Below are 16,283 nucleotides of genomic sequence, written 5' to 3' on the forward strand. Positions count from 1 at the left end.
CATGCGCACGGACTCACCCGCACGGACGCAGCCGAGCGAAGCCGAGCCCACGCTCAGCGCAGGTCCCCAGTAGAACCGGACGGGTAAGCCCGTCACAGCAGTCACGAGCGGTCGCCCGCGCCCGGCACTCACCGCCGGAGCGGACGGCAAGCAGGGTGGTACCGCGCCCGCCGCGCGGAGCACAAGCCCCCGGGACGTCCCGGCGCGTGCACCACGGCGAGCGTCCTTGCAGCAGCGGCACCGTCGGCTCCACCCGGGCCGGCAGCCGGCTCCCGCCGGGAGCAGACCCCCACTCAGCCAAGGACCGCAAAGGACGCCTCGTGTACCCTCTCGCCTCCACCGACCCCGCCTCCGGCGCCGCCGCCTCCCCGCGCTTCCCGGAGATCGAGGAGCGCATCCTCAAGTACTGGGATGAGGACGGCACCTTCCAGGCCTCGATCGACGCCCGCGCCGCCCAGAACGAGGACGGCACCCCGAACGAGTTCGTCTTCTACGACGGCCCGCCCTTCGCCAACGGCCTGCCGCACTACGGCCACCTGCTCACGGGCTATGTGAAGGACCTCGTGGCCCGCTACCAGACCCAGCAGGGCCGCCGCGTCGAGCGCCGCTTCGGCTGGGACACCCACGGCCTGCCCGCCGAGCTCGAGGCCATGAAGCAGCTGGGCATGACGGACAAGGCCCAGATCGAACAGATGGGCATCGACAAGTTCAACGACGCCTGCCGCGAGTCCGTGCTCAGGTACACCCGCGAGTGGCAGGACTACGTCACCCGCCAGGCCCGCTGGGTGGACTTCGACAACGACTACAAGACCCTCACCCCGGACTACATGGAGTCCGTGCTCTGGGCCTTCAAGTCCCTCCACTCCAAGGGCCTGACCTACCAGGGCTTCCGCGTCCTCCCGTACTGCTGGAAGGACGAGACCCCGCTGTCGAACCACGAGCTGCGCATGGACGACGACGTCTACAAGATGCGCCAGGACCCCTCGGTCACCGTGTCCTTCCCGCTGACCGGCGAGGTCGTCGACGGCGGCTCCGCCTCGGCCGAGACCGCCGCCGCGCTCGCCGGCGTGCACGTGGTCGCCTGGACCACCACCCCGTGGACCCTGCCGACCAACGCGGCGCTCGCCGTCGGCCCGGAGGTCTCCTACGCCGTGGTGCCGGCCGGACCGAAGGGCTCGGCGATCGACGCCGAGCGCTTCCTGCTCGCCGAGGACCTCGTCGGCGCCCACGCCAAGGAGCTCGGCTACGAGGACGCCGCCGCCGCCCTCGACGCCATTGCCGAGACCCACACCGGCGCCACCCTGGGCGGCCTGCGCTATGAGCCGCTGTTCACCTACTTCGCGGACACCGAGGAATACGGCACCGAGAAGGCCTGGCAGCTGCTGGTGGACGACTACGTCTCCACCGAGGACGGCACCGGCGTGGTCCACCAGGCCCCGGCCTACGGTGAGGACGACCAGCGCGTCTGCGAGGCCGCCGGCATCCCGGTGGTCCTCTCCGTGGACGAGGGCGCCAGGTTCCTGCCGCTGTTCGGCAAGGAGGAGAACGGCGGGGGAGTCCTGAAGGAGATCGCCGGCGTTCAGGTGTTCGAGGCCAACATGACCATCGTCCGGGCCCTGCGCGCGGCCGACCGTGTCTTCCGCGAGGCCTCCTACGAGCACTCCTACCCGCACTGCTGGCGCTGCCGCACTCCGCTGATCTACCGCGCCATCACCTCCTGGTACGTCCGCGTGACGGAGTTCAAGGACCGGATGCTTGCCCACAACGAGGACATCAACTGGATCCCGGGCAACGTGAAGCACGGCCAGTTCGGCACGTGGCTGGAGAACGCCCGTGACTGGTCGATCTCCCGCAACCGCTACTGGGGCTCCCCGATCCCGGTGTGGGTCTCGGACCACCCGGACTACCCGCACACCGAGGTCTACGGCTCCCTGGCCGAGCTGGAGGAGGCCTTCGGCCGTCTGCCGGTGAACGCCGACGGCGAGGTGGACCTGCACCGCCCGTGGATCGACGACCTCACCCGCCCGCACCCGGATCCCCAGGCCGCGGCCGCCGGTGCCACCATGCGCCGCGTGGAGGACGTGCTGGACGTGTGGTTCGACTCCGGCTCCATGCCGTACTCGCAGGTGCACTACCCCTTCGAGAACAAGGAGTGGTTCGACTCCCACCACCCGGCGGACTTCATCGTCGAGTACATCGGCCAGACCCGGGGCTGGTTCTACACGCTGCACATCCTGGCGACCGCGCTCTTCGACCGCCCGGCGTTCTCCAACGTGATCTCGCACGGCATCGTGCTGGGTTCGGACGGCCAGAAGATGTCCAAGTCCCTGCGCAACTACCCGGACGTCAACGAGGTCCTGGACCGCGACGGCTCGGACGCCATGCGCTGGTTCCTGATGGCCTCGCCGATCCTGCGCGGCGGCAACCTGATCGTCACCGAGGAGGGCATCCGCGAGGGTGTGCGCCAGGTGCAGCTGCCGCTGTGGAACGCATGGCACTTCTTCAGCCTGTACGCGAACACGGCCACCGCCGGGGGCACCCGCCCGGAGGGCTACCGTGCCCGGCTGAAGCACTCCGCCTCGGACCCGCTGGACCAGTACATCCTGGCGACCACCGGCACCATGCTGCGCGAGGTGAAGGCCGCTCTGGACGCCTACGAGGTCTCGGACGCCTGCGACGCCCTGCGCACCTACATGGACACCCTGACCAACTGGTACATCCGCCGCTCCCGGCAGCGCTTCTTCGCCGAGGACACGGAGGCGATGGACGTGCTGTACACGGTGCTGGAGGCCTTCACCCGCGCCGCCGCCCCGCTGCTGCCGCTGGTGACGGAGGAGATCTGGCGCGGCCTGACCGGCGGCCGCTCGGTGCACCTGACCGACTACCCGGACGCGGACCTGTTCCCCCACGGTGACGAGGCCGACGCCCTGATCGCCCGCATGGACGCCGTGCGTGCCATCGCCTCGGCAGGCTCGGCGCTGCGCAAGGGCGCGAACCGCCGCGTGCGCCTGCCGCTGGCGAACCTGTCCGTGGTGGTCCCGGACGCCGCCGGTCTGGAGGGCACGTTCGCGCGCATCATCGCGGACGAGCTGAACCTCAAGGACGTGACGCTCTCCGAGCTCACCGCCGAGGCCGTGGCCGAGTACGGCATCGGCACCGAGCTGAAGCTGAACTTCCGCGAGCTGGGCAAGGCGTTCGGCCGGCAGGTCCCGCTGATCAAGAAGGCCGTGGACGTCGGCTCCTACGAGGAGACCGCCTCCGGCCTCCAGGTGAACCTCGACGACGGCCCCGTCACCCTGGCGCCGGAGCTCTACGAGCTGCGCACCGTCACCTCCGGCGCCCCGGAGGGCACCGCGGTCGGCGTGCTGTCCGGCACCTCCGGCTTCCTCGTGCTCACCACAGAGGTGTCCGAGGCGCTCGCCGCCGAGGGCACCGCCCGTGACGTCGTCCGTGCCGTCCAGTCGGCGCGCAAGAACGCCGGCCTGGACGTTGCGGACCGGGTGCGCACCGTCATCTCGGCACCGTCGGCCGTGGCCGCCGCCCTGCAGGTGCACCGCGAGCTGATCTGCCGCGAGACCCTCACCACCGACCTCGTGGTGGAGGACTCCGGTGCCGCGGACCCGCGCAGCAACGCCGCGGACGATGCCACCAGGACCGTGGCCGTCACCGTGGAGAAGGCGGACGCATGATGGACCCCGCACAGGGCCACGTGGACGCCCCGCGCGATGTCGAGGGGGTCTATCGCGACCTGCTCGCGCGTGCCCCGGAGAACAGGATGCAGCCGCGCATGGAGCCGATGCGCCGGGTGCTGGCGCTGCTGGGCGACCCCCAGCACGCCGCCCCGGTCATCCACCTGACCGGCACCAACGGCAAGACCTCCACGGCACGGATGATCGAGGCGGTGCTGCGCTCCTACGGGCTGCGCACCGGCCGGTACACGTCGCCGCACCTGGAACGGGTCACCGAGCGCATCAGCATCGACGGCGAGCCGGTGCAGGACGAGGCCTTCGTCCGCATCTGGGCGGAGATCCTGCCGATGGTGGAGCTCGTGGACGCCGAGCTCGAGGCCGCGGGTCAGCCGCCCCTGACCTACTTCGAAGCCGTCACCACGCTCGCCTTCGCGGTGTTCGCGGACGAGCCGGTGGAGGTCGTCGTCCTGGAGGTCGGCCTCGGAGGCATCACGGACGCCACCAACGTGGCGGATGCGAAGGTCGCCGTGGTCACCCCCATCAGCCTGGACCACACGGACCTGCTCGGGGAGACGGAGGCGGAGATCGCCGAGGAGAAGGCCGGGATCATCAAGCCCGGCGGGTTCCTCGTCTCGTCCGCCCAGGACCGGGACGCGGCCCAGGTGCTGCTCGAGGCAGCGCAGGCCGCGGGCGTGCCCTACCGTTTCGAGGGCGTCGAGTTCGGTGTGACCTCCCGTGCCCTGGCCGTCGGGGGTCAGCAGGTGTCGGTGCGCGGCATCGCCGGCGAGTACGAGGACCTCACCCTCCCGCTCTACGGCGAACACCAGGCGGAGAACCTGGCGGTCGCCGTGGCCGCGCTCGAGGCCTTCCTCGGCGGCGGCGAGAAGCCGCTCGAGGCGGAGCTGCTCCGTGAGGGCATCGCCCAGGTGACCAGTCCGGGTCGCCTCGAGGTGCTGAGGGCGGCGCCGACGATCATCGTGGACGCCGCCCACAACCCGGACGGCGTGCGCGTCTCGGCTCGGGCCATGAAGGAGTCCTTCGGGCTGACCCGTCTGTCCCTGGTGGTCGGCGTGTTGGAGGACAAGGACGCTCGTTCCATGCTCGAGACGCTGTACCGGGAGTTCGGCGACCTCGTGGAGGATGTGGCCGTCACCCAGTCCACGTCTCCGCGCGCCGTCCCGGCCGTCGACCTGGCCCAGACGGCGCTGGACGCCGGCTGGCCGGAGGAGGACCTGTTCGTCACCGAGTCCGTGCCGGACGCCCTCGAATGGGCCGTCGGCCGCGCGGAGGCCGTGGACACCTCCGCGGACGCGCTGGCCCACGGCACCGGCGGCGGCGTGCTGGCGATCGGCTCGATCACCCTCGCCGCGGACGTCCGCCACCTGCTCGGCGCCCCCGCGGCGCCCGGCCCGGTGACCGTGGCGGCCCGCGGCATCGACCCCGCCGACCTGCTCGGCGCGCTCGGCCTGGACGACGAGGACGAGGACGCCGTGGACCCCGAGGTCCTCGACGTCCTGGACGACGACACGGACGGAGGCCGCTGACATGGCGCACACCCCCGACTCCTCCGACGCCGGCTTCGGCTCCGAGGACTGGCGCCCTGCTCGCGAGACGAGGTCCCAGCAGGCCTGGCGCCCCGGCATGAAGAAGAAGCGCCGGTCCATCCAGGCGCTGTTCGCCTCCTCGGTGCTGTGCCTGGAGGCGATCGTCCTGTTCTTCCTGGGCATGACGATCTTCGGGCTGAACCGGTCCGAGGACCACGCCGTGTGGTTCATCGTCGGCTACTCGCTGCTGGCCGTCGTCGCGGTCCTCACCTGCGCGATCATCCGGAAGCCTGCCGGAATCGCCGTCGGCTGGGTCCTGCAGCTCGTGCTGGTCCTCTCGGGCTTCTGGGAGTACTCGATGTTCGTCATCGGCCCGCTGTTCGCCCTGGCCTGGTGGTATGCCGTGGTGAAGGGCCGACGGATGGACGTGGAGAACCGGGAGCGGGACCGCCTGCAGGCCGAATGGGAGGCCGAGCACGGCGCCTGAGCCGTCGGCCCTGCCGCTGTGGACCACTACGCTGGTCCGAGGAACCGAAGTCCCCCCTCGTCGAAGGAGACCCCTGTGACCCACAACCACGAAGAGACCCTGGTCCTGGTGAAGCCGGACGGAGTCGAGCGCGGCCTGACCGGCCAGATCCTCGCCCGCATCGAGGCGAAGGGCTACGTGATCACCGAGCTGAGGATGCTCACCCCCACCCGCGAGATGCTGGTGAAGCACTACGAGGAGCACGAGGGCAAGCCGTTCTTCGAGCCGCTCGTGGAGTTCATGGGCTCCGGCCCGGTGGTGGCCGCCCGTGTGGCCGGCAACCGCGTCATCGAGGGCTTCCGCTCCCTTGCCGGCGCCACCGAGCCGACCACCGCCGCCCCGGGCACCATCCGCGGCGACCTCGGCCGCGACTGGGGCGAGCAGGTCCAGAAGAACCTCGTGCACGGCTCCGACTCGACCCTCTCGGCCGAGCGCGAGCTGGGCATCTGGTTCGGCTGATCCGCCGCCGACGACCGGGCCGAGGAGGGGACTGTCGTCCCCGGCTGTACGACGACGGGCGGCTCAGAGGCCGAGGACGCCCAGCCCGAAGCGGAGGACGATCGAGGCCGCGACCGCGAGGTACAGGAGGACGACCACAGGCCAGGCGAACTCGCGCGCCCTGGACCGCAGGCCCTCGGAGGCGGGGATCAGACCGTTCTGGATGGTGGCGGAGGTCACCATGACGGCCTGGATGATGACCATGGCCCAGACGATCATGCAGTACAGGCAGAGGGTGTTGATCTGGTAGACGGCCGCGTACCACAGCCACACGGCGAAGCCGAGGCCGGCGAGGATGCCGAGGTTCATCAGCAGCCAGTACCAGCGGGCGAAGCGGGCGCCGGCGAACAGGGACACGGCCACGGTGATCAGCACGGAGAAGCCCACGATGCCGACGTAGGTGTTCGGGAAGCCGAAGGTGCCGGCCTGCCAGGACTGCATCACCTTGCCACAGGACATCCAGGGGTTGAGGTCGCAGCTGGTGCGGTGGTTCGGGTCCACCGCCAGGAGCGCGCGCTCGACGATGATGATGATCGTCGCCGCGAGCGCGACCAGCGAGGTGAACAGCAGCATCGCGGCGATGCCGCGCGGGCGGGCGAGAGTGCCACGCTCGTCCGGGGACGGGGCGGTGCCGCGCGGCGTGAGCGCGGTGGCGTCGTGGGCGACCGGTGCAGCGGCGGTGGCTGGGGCAGAACTGGTGCGGTCCATGGCAGGCAGTCTAGGCCCGGGGCGCACGAGCTCTGGCTCACGTGTCGGCGTGTGAGAGAATCATTCGCGGACGCACCGTGGCCACACCGCGGACGCGTTCCTCTGGGCGACCGGCCAGGTCGCCGCCGACGCACCGGGGTCGGCAGAGTCCGACCCGGTCCACGCAGCGCGTGGGGCATCGACTCGCCCCGCAGCGCGCGGACCTGGAACGGACACCGGCGGAACCGGCCAGGACGACCCAGTGGTTCCGGACGGGGCAGCCGAGGAGTCTTGAGACGAGCGGCCCGCCGGTTCACCACAGGACTTTGGCGTCTGCTCCGCGACGCACCCCGTGGCCCTTCGGGGCCGGCACCGGGGGCAACGCGTCGGGGCGGCAGACCTGGACGCCTCCGGCACGGTGGGTGTGGCACCGTCCGGCGGCAGGAGGAGCTGCAATGGCAGCCGAGAACACCCCCGAGACCACCACGGCGGAACCCGCCGAGACCACCGCGGAGACGGCGATCGCGCCGAAGGCAGCGGAGACCACGGCCGAGCAGGCCGCCACCGCGGACGTGGACGCTGCGGCGGGCGCGGGCACCGACGCCGCCGGTGACCCCGCCGAGGCCGAGGCCGAGCAGCCCGCCGCCGCCCAGACCATCACCTTCGACCCGTCGGACCCGTTCGCCGTGCCGGAGGACCTGATCCCGACCCTCACCGCCTCGGAGCCTCGCCGCGGCGACCGCGACGAGGAGAAGGACGAAGCGGGGCGTGACGACCACGACGACCAGGACGACGACGAGTCGCCGGAGTCCGGACGCGGCCGCCGCCGTCGCCGGGGCCGGGGCCGTGGCTCCCGCACGGACCACGGCGGGCCCGGCGCCGACGCCGACGGCGAGGACGTCGAGTCCGAGGACTCCGGCGAGGAGAACCAGGACGAGGAGCGTGAGACGGGCACCACCTCGCGCCGTCGTCGCAAGCGTCGCCGCGGATCGGTGGACATGGAGCTGGACGGAGGCGAGGAGGGAGACCCGGAGAACACGGTGACCCGTGTCCGCGCCCCGCGCCAGGCCTCCGTGAAGGCCACGGACGCCGTGCAGAGCGTCAAGGGCTCCACCCGCCTGGAGGCCAAGCGCCAGCGCCGCCGCGACTCCCGCGCCGGGGGCCGCCGCCGTCAGGTCATCACCGAGGCCGAGTTCCTTGCCCGTCGCGAGTCCGTGGACCGCAAGATGCTGGTCCGTCAGCGGGACAAGCGCATCCAGATCGCCGTGCTGGAGGACGGTGTGCTCGCCGAGCACTTCGTCTCCCACACCACGCAGGACTCGATGATCGGCAACGTGTACCTGGGCAAGGTCCAGAACGTGCTGCCGTCCATGGAGGCCGCCTTCGTGGACATCGGCCGCGGCCGCAACGCCGTGCTCTATGCCGGCGAGGTCGACTGGTCCGCCGCCGACCTGGACGGCAAGCCGAAGAAGATCGAGAACGCCCTGAAGTCCGGCGACTCGGTGCTCGTGCAGGTCACCAAGGACCCGGTGGGCCACAAGGGCGCCCGTCTGACCAGCCAGGTCTCCCTGCCCGGCCGCTACCTCGTGTACGTGCCCGGCGGCTCGATGACCGGCATCTCCCGCAAGCTCCCGGACGTGGAGCGTTCCCGCCTGAAGAAGATCCTCAAGGACCACCTGCCGCAGGACGCCGGCGTGATCGTCCGCACCGCGGCCGAGGGCACCTCGGAGCAGGAGCTGCAGAACGACATCAACCGCCTGCGCGCCCAGTGGGAGGGCATCCAGGAGAAGGCCAAGGGCACCAAGGTGCTGGCCCCGGAGCTGCTGTACGCGGAGCCGGACCTGACCATCAAGACCGTCCGCGACGTCTTCAACGAGGACTTCTCCGCGATGCTCGTGCAGGGTCAGGAGACCTGGGACAACATCGAGGCCTACGTGATGTACGTGGCCCCGCACCTGCTGGACCGTCTGCACCACTGGGTGCCGGAGGACCACGAGGGCGAGGACCTCTACACCACCCACCGCATCGACGAGCAGCTCCACAAGGCGCTCGAGCGCAAGGTGTACCTGCCCTCCGGCGGATCGCTCGTGTTCGACCGCACCGAGGCCATGACCGTGGTGGATGTGAACACCGGCAAGTTCACCGGCTCCGGCGGCAACCTCGAGGAGACCGTCACCAAGAACAACCTGGAGGCCGCTGAGGAGATCGTCCGCCAGCTGCGCCTGCGGGACATCGGCGGCATCATCGTCATCGACTTCATCGACATGGTGCTCGAGTCCAACCGGGACCTGGTGCTGCGTCGTCTGGTCGAGTGCCTCGGCCGGGACCGCACCAAGCACCAGGTGGCCGAGGTGACCTCGCTGGGCCTGGTGCAGATGACGCGCAAGCGCATGGGCACCGGCCTCGTCGAGGTGTTCTCGGAGACCTGTGAGCAGTGCGCCGGACGCGGCATCCTGATCCAGGACGAGCCTGTGGACCGCCACCGCTCCCACAACTCCCACGGCGAGCCGCGCGGCGAGGGCGACGGCCGTCGTCGCCGGAAGAGGCGAGGCGGCAGCGGCGGACAGCAGCACGACGGCGACGCCGCTCAGAAGGACACCGCAGGTTCCGCCGATGCCGAGGTCTCCGAGGAGGAGAAGCAGCGTCAGGAGCGGGCCGCCGCCGCGCGGGCCGCGCTCCAGTCCATCGCCAAGGCCTCCGGCAAGTCCGTCGACGACGGCACCGCCTCCGCAGCGGAGGACACCGCCGCCTCGACCGAGCCCGCCACCGCGTCGGCCGGTTCTGACGGACCGGATGCTTCCGACGGACAGGACGGTTCCGGACGGGAGCAGTCCTCCGGCCGTTCGCGCCGCAAGCGGCGCGGCAAACGCCGCCGCGGCCGCGGCGGCGAGGGCCGTGGCGGTGAGGGCCGCAGCGAGGGCCGGGACCAGGAGCAGGACGACTCCGAGTCCGACGGCCGCGATTGCGCGGACACCGGCCGCCAGGACGCGGAGCGCAAGGACGCCGAACCGAAGGCCGAGGGCCGCGACGATGCCGTGCAGCAGCGCGCCGGGCAGGGCGAGGCCGCCCAGGCCGGTCCGACGGACGACGCCGTGATCACCTTCGACGGCGAGCCGGTCTCCGTGCCGCGCCGTCGCGGCGGGCGCCGTGCCGCGACGGAGGAGGGCGCCAAGGACCTCTCCGCCCTCGAGGACGCCCTCGAACAGAAGTCGGCCTCGCGCCGCCGTTCCGAGCCGAATGAGACGAAGTCCACATCCGCCGACGCCCGGGATGCGGCCGACGACCGGTCCGCGGCGGACGGCCGGGAGCAGCCGGCGCCGCGTCGTCGTTCCCGCCGGGCCGTCTCGTCCGGCTCTGCCGGCTCCTCGGTGAGCACCGTCGAGGACCAGAAGGCCTCCGGCGGCGCCACCTTCACCGCCACCGCCGGCGCCCCGGCGAAGAAGGAGGAGGCCACCTCCGCCCCGGTGATGCTGGGCGTGGGCGTCAAGGCGGAGGACATCGTCCGCCACCGCTGAGCCGGTGTCCGCTCCGGTCGCCACGCCGCCGGAGCGGACATTTGTCCGGTGAACCGTGACCGCGTATGATGGTCACTCGGTGTTCACCGCCAGCTGGCTCCCGCATGCCCGTCGCACACGGCGGCGAGGTTCGGAATTTCGGAGCCGCACGTGCGGTCGAGAAGCAGGCGTGGACACAGTCAATCCGAAACGTCGAGAGAAGTGAGTCCCAAGTGGTGTACGCGATTGTCCGCGCTGGCGGCCGCCAGGAGAAGGTTGCCGTCGGCGACCTCGTTACCCTTGACCGCGTTGCCGCTGAGACCGGTGGCTCCGTCGAGCTGCCCGCTCTGATGCTGGTGGACGGGGACAAGGTCAAGGCAGGCACCGACGCCGCCGGTGTGAAGGTGACCGCCGAGGTCGTCTCCCACTCCCGTGGCAAGAAGGTCGTCATCCAGAAGTACAAGAACAAGACCGGCTACAAGAAGCGCCAGGGTCACCGCTCTGAGCTGTCCACGGTCAAGATCACCGAGATCGCCTGAGGCCTGCCCCGCGCAGGACCGGCACCTCGATAGCATCCGAGAGGATAGGTAACAGCAATGGCACAGAAGAAGGCCGGCAGTTCCTCGAAGAACGGCCGTGACTCCAACCCGCAGTACCTGGGCGTGAAGCGCTTCGGCGGCCAGGTCGTCTCGGCCGGCGAGATCCTCGTCCGCCAGCGGGGCACGAAGTTCCACCCGGGCCACAACGTGGGCCGCGGCAAGGACGACACCCTGTTCGCCCTGTCCGCCGGCTCGGTGGCCTACGGCCAGCGCCGCGGCCGCAAGGTCGTGGACATCGTCCCGGCCGCCGAGTGACCCTCGGCTGAACAGACTCCGTCGGCCCGCAGATCGGTGAGATGACACCGGCCCGCAGCCGCACAGACGCCCCGGCGGGGGCGGGTCGCTGACACCACTCACGACCCGCCTCCGCCGTCGGCGTACCCGGGCCCTTCGGGCCCCACGGACGGCCACGGCCGACTCCGTACCCGCAGCGCGGTCTCCGCGCACCGCCCCTGACCCGAGGAGGGACGTCCGACATGGCAGCCTTCGTGGACCGCGTGGTCCTGCACCTCACGGCCGGCAACGGCGGCCACGGCTGCGTCTCCGTGCGGCGCGAGAAGTTCAAGCCCCTCGGCGGCCCAGACGGCGGCGACGGCGGCAACGGCGGCGACATCACGCTCGTCGTGGACTCGCAGACCACCACCCTGCTCGGATACCACCAGGCGCCGCACCGCTCCGCCGAGAACGGCGGCCCCGGCATGGGCGACAACCGCTCCGGCAAGCATGGACAGGACCTGATCCTGCCGGTGCCGGACGGCACCGTGGTGAAGGACACAGACGGCAACATCCTCGCGGATCTGGTGGGGGAGGGCGCCACCTTCACGGCCGCCGCCGGCGGCCAGGGCGGCCTCGGCAACGCCGCGCTGGCCTCCAGGAAGCGCAAGGCACCGGGCTTCGCGCTGCTCGGCCTGCCCGGCGAGCAGCGGGACGTGGTCCTGGAGATCAAGACCGTTGCGGACATCGCCCTGGTGGGCTACCCGTCCGCCGGGAAGTCCTCGCTCATCGCTGCCCTCTCCGCGGCCCGCCCGAAGATCGCCGACTACCCGTTCACCACCCTGGTCCCGAACCTCGGCGTGGTGCAGGCCGGCGACGTCCGCTACACCGTGGCCGACGTGCCGGGCCTGATCCCCGGCGCCTCCGAGGGCAAGGGCCTCGGCCTCGAGTTCCTCCGCCACGTCGAGCGCTGCGCCGCGCTGGTGCACGTGCTGGACTGCGGCACCTTCGAGTCCGACCGTGACCCCGTCAGCGACTTCGAGGCCCTCGAAGCCGAGCTCGAGGCCTACGCGGTGGAGCCCGTCTTCGCCCAGGGTGGCGCCGGTGTGGTCCCGCTCAACGAGCGCCCCCGCCTCGTGGCCCTGAACAAGACGGACCTTCCCGACGGCGCGGACATGGCGGACCTGGTCCGTGCGCAGCTCGAGGAGCGCGGCCTGCGCGTCTTCGACATCTCCGCGCTCGCCCACCAGGGCCTGGACGCCCTCAAGTACGCGATGGCCGAACTCGTCGAGGCCGCCCGCGCCCAGGAGCCCGAGCCGGAGCACGCCGCGCCGGTCGAGGTGCCGCGCCGCCGCGCCAGGAAGGGCCAGAACCATGAGTTCGACATCCGCCGCGAGGAGCGCAACCTGCTGCCGCTGTTCCGCGTGCGCGGCCCGAAGCCCGAGCGCTGGGTCGCCCAGACCGACTTCACCAACGACGAGGCCGTCGGCTACCTCGCCGACCGGCTGCACCGCCTGGGCGTGGAGGACGGCCTGTTCAAGGCCGGCGCCAAGCCCGGCGACGCCGTCGTGATCGGTGACGACTCCACCGGTGTCCTCTTCGACTGGGAGCCCACCATCTCCACCGGTGCCGAGCTGCTCGCCGGCCCCCGCGGTTCCGACATCCGTCTGGAGGAGCGCACGCGCGCCACCCGCCAGGAGAAGCGCGAGGACCAGGACCGCCGCAAGGCCGCCCGCGCGGCCACGCGTGCCGAGATGGAGGCCGAGCGCCGCGCAGGCATCTGGACCGAGACCTACGACCGCGACGACGAGGACTGACCCCCGCCACCGCTTCCGGGCGGCCGGCGCGGGGGAGCTCCCGGTCGGCGACCCGGCCGCCGAACGACCACCGCCCCCGAGACATCGAGGAGAGTCCACCGCCCATGGCCGACCGCAAGACCGTCGTGTACCGCTACGCCACCCCCGCCACCGGAGGTGCGCCCGGAGAACCGAAGACGAACCCGGTCACCACCAGGGACACCCTCCAGGACGCACGCCGGGTGGTCATCAAGATCGGCTCCTCCTCGCTGACGACGGACCAGGGGCTGAACACCGAGGCCATCGACGCGCTCGTCGACCTGATCGCGTCCCTCCGCGAGCGCGGCACCCAGGTCGTGCTGGTCTCCTCCGGCGCGGTCGCCGCCGGCTTCCCGCAGCTCGGCCTGGCCCGCCGCCCGAAGGACACCGCGACCCAGCAGGCCGCCGCCGCGGTCGGCCAGGGCGGCCTGATGGCCTACTACTCGCAGTCCTTCGGCCGCTACGACACCACCGTGGCCCAGGTTCTGTTGACCGCGGAGGAGCTCATGCGCCGCGGCCAGTACATCAACGCCCACCGTGCGCTGGCCCGCCTGCTCACCCTGGACGTCATGCCGATCGTCAACGAGAACGACGCCGTGGCCACCCGCGAGATCCGCTTCGGCGACAACGACCGCCTGGCCGCCCTCACCGCCAACCTCGTCAAGGCCGACCTGCTCGTCCTGCTCTCCGATGTGGACGCCCTCTACACCGGCCACCCGTCGAAGCCCGACTCGCGCCGCATCGACTCGGTCGGTTCGGACGAGGACCTTGCCGGCGTCGATGTCGCCACCCCGGGTTCGGCCGGCGTCGGCACCGGAGGCATGGTCACCAAGGTGGACGCCGCCGGCATCGCCGCGACCACCGGCATCCCGACCCTTCTGACCTCCGCCCCGAAGGCGGCGGCCGCGTTCGCCGGCGAGGACGTCGGCACCTGGTTCGAGGTCGCCGGCCGGCGCCGCTCCGCGCGCGCCGCCTGGCTCGGGCTGACCGCCGAGGTCCGCGGGCGGCTGGTGCTGGACGACGGCGCCGTCCGCGCCGTCATCGAGAACGGACGATCCCTCCTGGCCGCCGGCATCACGGAGTTCAGCGGCCAGTTCACCTCCGGCGACGTCGTGGAGATCGCGGACTCCCACGGGAAGGTGCTGGCCCGCGGCATGGTCCAGTACTCCTCCTCGCAGCTGCCGCGCATGCTCGGCCGCTCCACCGAGACCCTCAAGGAGGAGCTCGGAGCCGGCTACGACGGCGTCGTCGTCCACGCCGACGACCGGGTGAAGCTCGCTCCCTCGCACTCCGCCTACCGCTGATCCGGCGGGCGGGCACGCCCGCCGGCCGGCACCGATCAAGACCGAACGCACATCCTCATCCGCAGCCATCGACGAAGGGTGACTGACATGACCGAGAACCAGAACGCAGAGAACAAGACCGTCGACGCCATCCTCGAGATCTCCCGCCGCGCCCGCGCGGCTACCCCGGAGCTCGCGACCGCAGGCCGCGCCCGCAAGGACGAGACCCTGCAGGCCATCGCGGACGCCCTGCGCGCCTCCTCGACCGTGATCCTCGAGGCCAACGGGAAGGACGTGGAGCGGGGGCGCGAGAACGGCACCTCCGAGGCCCTGCTGGACCGTCTTCGCCTGGACAAGGACCGTCTGGAGGGCCTGGCCACCGCCGTCGAGGCCCTCGCCGCCCTGCCGGACCCGGTGGGCGTCGTCGTCCGCGGTCGCATGCTCCCCAACGGCGTGCGCATGCAGCAGACCCGCGTCCCGATGGGTGTGGTCGGCGCCGTCTACGAGGCCCGTCCGAACGTCACCGTGGACATCGCCGGCATCGCGCTGAAGTCGGGCAACGCCGTGGTGCTGCGTGGCGGCTCGGCGGCAAAGGACACCAACACCACCCTCATCGCGGTGCTGCGCCAGGCGATCGAGAACCAGGGCTTCGACCCGAACCTCGTCCAGGGCATCGACGACCTCGGGCGTGAGGGCGTCACGGCCCTGATGACCACCCACGGGGCCGTGGACGTGCTCGTCCCGCGCGGCGGCCGCGACCTCATCCAGAGGGTCGTCCGCGAGTCCCGCGTCCCGGTCATCGAGACCGGCGAGGGCAACGTGCACCTGTTCATCGACGAGTCCGCCCCGGTGCAGATGGCCGTGGACATCGCCGTGAACGCGAAGACCCATCGCACCTCCGTCTGCAACGCCGCCGAGACCCTGATCCTGCACCGCGGCGCCGAGGAGGCCTCCCGTGAGGTCCTGCGGGCCCTCACCCGTCTCGGCGTGCGCCTGCACGCCGACGCCGAGGCGATGACGCTCATGCCGCAGGGATCGGACCGCGGCGACAACGCCGTGGACCCGGTCGAGGCCACGGACGAGGACTGGGCCACCGAGTACCTGGACATGGAGATGGCCGTGAAGACCGTGGGCTCCCTGGAGGAGGCGGTGGAGCACATCACGCAGTACTCCACCGGCCACACCGAGGCCATCGTGACCAACGACCTGGCCAACGCGGACCGGTTCGTGCAGGACATCGACTCCGCCGCGGTGATCGTCAATGCGTCCACCCGCTTCACGGACGGCGGCGAGCTCGGCCTCGGCGCCGAGGTGGGCATCTCGACCCAGAAGATGCATGCCCGCGGCCCCATGGGGTTGGAGGAGCTGACCACCACGAAGTGGATCCTGCGCGGCGACGGCCAGATCCGGCGCTGATTCCGGGCTAGGTGTAGGAGGGCATGACGTTGTTGACACATGCAGGGGCCAGTGAGGCCGGAGGAGCGTCTCCGCAGGAAGTATGAGGCCGATGATAGTTGTAGTGATTCACCCACACCTGCAGCGCCTCACGCCGAGCTTCTCTGAGCGGTAAGAGCGGGCGTAGAGGACCTCATCGACCATCAACCGGTTGTACCGTTCGATCTTCCCGTTATGGCGGGGAGTGTACGGGCGGATCCGGTGATGCCGACCACCCAGTGAAGTTACCTTCGTGGTGAAGTCGGCGGCCCGGTAGTTGTTCCCGTTGTCCGTGATCACCCTGTCGATCCGGATCCCGTGGGCGGCGAAGAACGCGCGGGCCCGGCAGAAGAACCCGATCGTGGTCACCGCTTTCTCGTCCTCCAGTGCCTCGGTGTAGGCCAGGCGGGTGAACCCGTCGATCGCCGAGTGCAGGTACGTGTACCCGACTCGCCGGCCTGCACCACGCTTGGAAGCACGG

The 16,283-nt window shown here is 71.1% G+C and carries 11 protein-coding genes and 1 pseudogene; 10 read left to right on the forward strand and 2 right to left on the reverse strand.

Annotation, left to right across the window (positions count from 1 at the left end):
• Nucleotides 1-320 precede the first annotated feature (320 nt).
• The 4 genes from ileS (at nt 321) to ndk (ending at nt 6,218) form a co-directional block, all read left to right on the forward strand.
• The gene (gene ileS / locus FM125_RS07495; protein ID WP_067190209.1) at nt 321-3,689 is read left to right on the forward strand and encodes an isoleucine--tRNA ligase; all 3,369 of its coding nucleotides are present in this window, start codon (nt 321-323) and stop codon (nt 3,687-3,689) included.
• Nucleotides 3,686-5,233 (forward strand): bifunctional folylpolyglutamate synthase/dihydrofolate synthase, encoded by a 1,548-nt coding sequence (locus tag FM125_RS07500; RefSeq protein ID WP_373279960.1) that lies wholly within the window; start codon nt 3,686-3,688, stop codon nt 5,231-5,233. Before ileS ends, FM125_RS07500 begins: the two co-directional genes overlap by 4 nt.
• A gap of 1 nt (nt 5,234) precedes the next feature.
• Nucleotides 5,235-5,720 carry a DUF4233 domain-containing protein gene (locus tag FM125_RS07505; protein WP_087134170.1) on the forward strand — a complete coding sequence of 162 codons (486 nt, stop codon included), beginning with the start codon at nt 5,235-5,237 and terminating at the stop codon, nt 5,718-5,720.
• A gap of 75 nt (nt 5,721-5,795) precedes the next feature.
• A complete protein-coding gene (ndk, locus tag FM125_RS07510; RefSeq protein WP_087134171.1) occupies nt 5,796-6,218 on the forward strand; it encodes a nucleoside-diphosphate kinase in 423 nt (140 codons plus the stop codon).
• A 63-nt stretch (nt 6,219-6,281) separates the two neighbouring features.
• On the opposite strand, the gene FM125_RS07515 is transcribed toward ndk, so the two are convergent.
• Nucleotides 6,282-6,965, reverse strand: coding sequence for a vitamin K epoxide reductase family protein (locus FM125_RS07515; protein WP_087134172.1), 684 nt, complete (start codon nt 6,963-6,965; stop codon nt 6,282-6,284).
• Between the two features lie 434 nt (nt 6,966-7,399).
• On the opposite strand from FM125_RS07515, the gene FM125_RS07520 reads away from it, so the two are divergent.
• The 6 genes from FM125_RS07520 (at nt 7,400) to FM125_RS07545 (ending at nt 15,784) form a co-directional block, all read left to right on the forward strand.
• Nucleotides 7,400-10,459 carry an Rne/Rng family ribonuclease gene (locus tag FM125_RS07520; protein ID WP_087134173.1) on the forward strand — a complete coding sequence of 1,020 codons (3,060 nt, stop codon included), beginning with the start codon at nt 7,400-7,402 and terminating at the stop codon, nt 10,457-10,459.
• Nucleotides 10,460-10,671: 212 nt separating this feature from the next.
• Nucleotides 10,672-10,977, forward strand: a complete 306-nt coding sequence (gene rplU / locus FM125_RS07525; protein ID WP_067190214.1) for a 50S ribosomal protein L21 — start codon at nt 10,672-10,674, stop codon at nt 10,975-10,977.
• Nucleotides 10,978-11,034: 57 nt separating this feature from the next.
• Entirely contained in the window at nt 11,035-11,292 is a 258-nt protein-coding gene (gene rpmA, locus FM125_RS07530) for a 50S ribosomal protein L27 (protein ID WP_067190216.1), read from the forward strand.
• Between the two features lie 221 nt (nt 11,293-11,513).
• Nucleotides 11,514-13,067, forward strand: coding sequence for a GTPase ObgE (gene obgE / locus FM125_RS07535; protein ID WP_070638996.1), 1,554 nt, complete (start codon nt 11,514-11,516; stop codon nt 13,065-13,067).
• A 104-nt stretch (nt 13,068-13,171) separates the two neighbouring features.
• The gene (gene proB / locus FM125_RS07540) at nt 13,172-14,389 is read left to right on the forward strand and encodes a glutamate 5-kinase (RefSeq protein ID WP_070638995.1); all 1,218 of its coding nucleotides are present in this window, start codon (nt 13,172-13,174) and stop codon (nt 14,387-14,389) included.
• 87 nt (nt 14,390-14,476) lie between these two features.
• The gene (locus tag FM125_RS07545) at nt 14,477-15,784 is read left to right on the forward strand and encodes a glutamate-5-semialdehyde dehydrogenase (RefSeq protein WP_087134174.1); all 1,308 of its coding nucleotides are present in this window, start codon (nt 14,477-14,479) and stop codon (nt 15,782-15,784) included.
• Nucleotides 15,785-15,791: 7 nt separating this feature from the next.
• On the opposite strand, the pseudogene FM125_RS07550 reads toward FM125_RS07545, so the two are convergent.
• Nucleotides 15,792-16,283 (reverse strand): annotated as a pseudogene (locus FM125_RS07550) (integrase core domain-containing protein); the annotation flags it as partial.

The sequence above is a fragment of the Micrococcus lylae genome (assembly GCF_900163825.1).
In the GTDB taxonomy this organism is placed as follows: Bacteria; Actinomycetota; Actinomycetes; order Actinomycetales; family Micrococcaceae; genus Micrococcus; species Micrococcus lylae.

Bases quoted from the DNA above. Each gene is read 5' to 3' on its own strand.
- FM125_RS07500 (WP_373279960.1), top strand. From the start codon at position 3,686: ATGATGGACCCCGCACAGGGCCACGTGGACGCCCCGCGCGATGTCGAG.
- FM125_RS07505 (WP_087134170.1), top strand. From the start codon at position 5,235: ATGGCGCACACCCCCGACTCCTCCGACGCCGGCTTCGGCTCCGAGGAC.
- FM125_RS07515 (WP_087134172.1), bottom strand. From the start codon at position 6,965: ATGGACCGCACCAGTTCTGCCCCAGCCACCGCCGCTGCACCGGTCGCC.
- FM125_RS07520 (WP_087134173.1), top strand. From the start codon at position 7,400: ATGGCAGCCGAGAACACCCCCGAGACCACCACGGCGGAACCCGCCGAG.
- rpmA (WP_067190216.1), top strand. From the start codon at position 11,035: ATGGCACAGAAGAAGGCCGGCAGTTCCTCGAAGAACGGCCGTGACTCC.
- obgE (WP_070638996.1), top strand. From the start codon at position 11,514: ATGGCAGCCTTCGTGGACCGCGTGGTCCTGCACCTCACGGCCGGCAAC.
- proB (WP_070638995.1), top strand. From the start codon at position 13,172: ATGGCCGACCGCAAGACCGTCGTGTACCGCTACGCCACCCCCGCCACC.
- FM125_RS07545 (WP_087134174.1), top strand. From the start codon at position 14,477: ATGACCGAGAACCAGAACGCAGAGAACAAGACCGTCGACGCCATCCTC.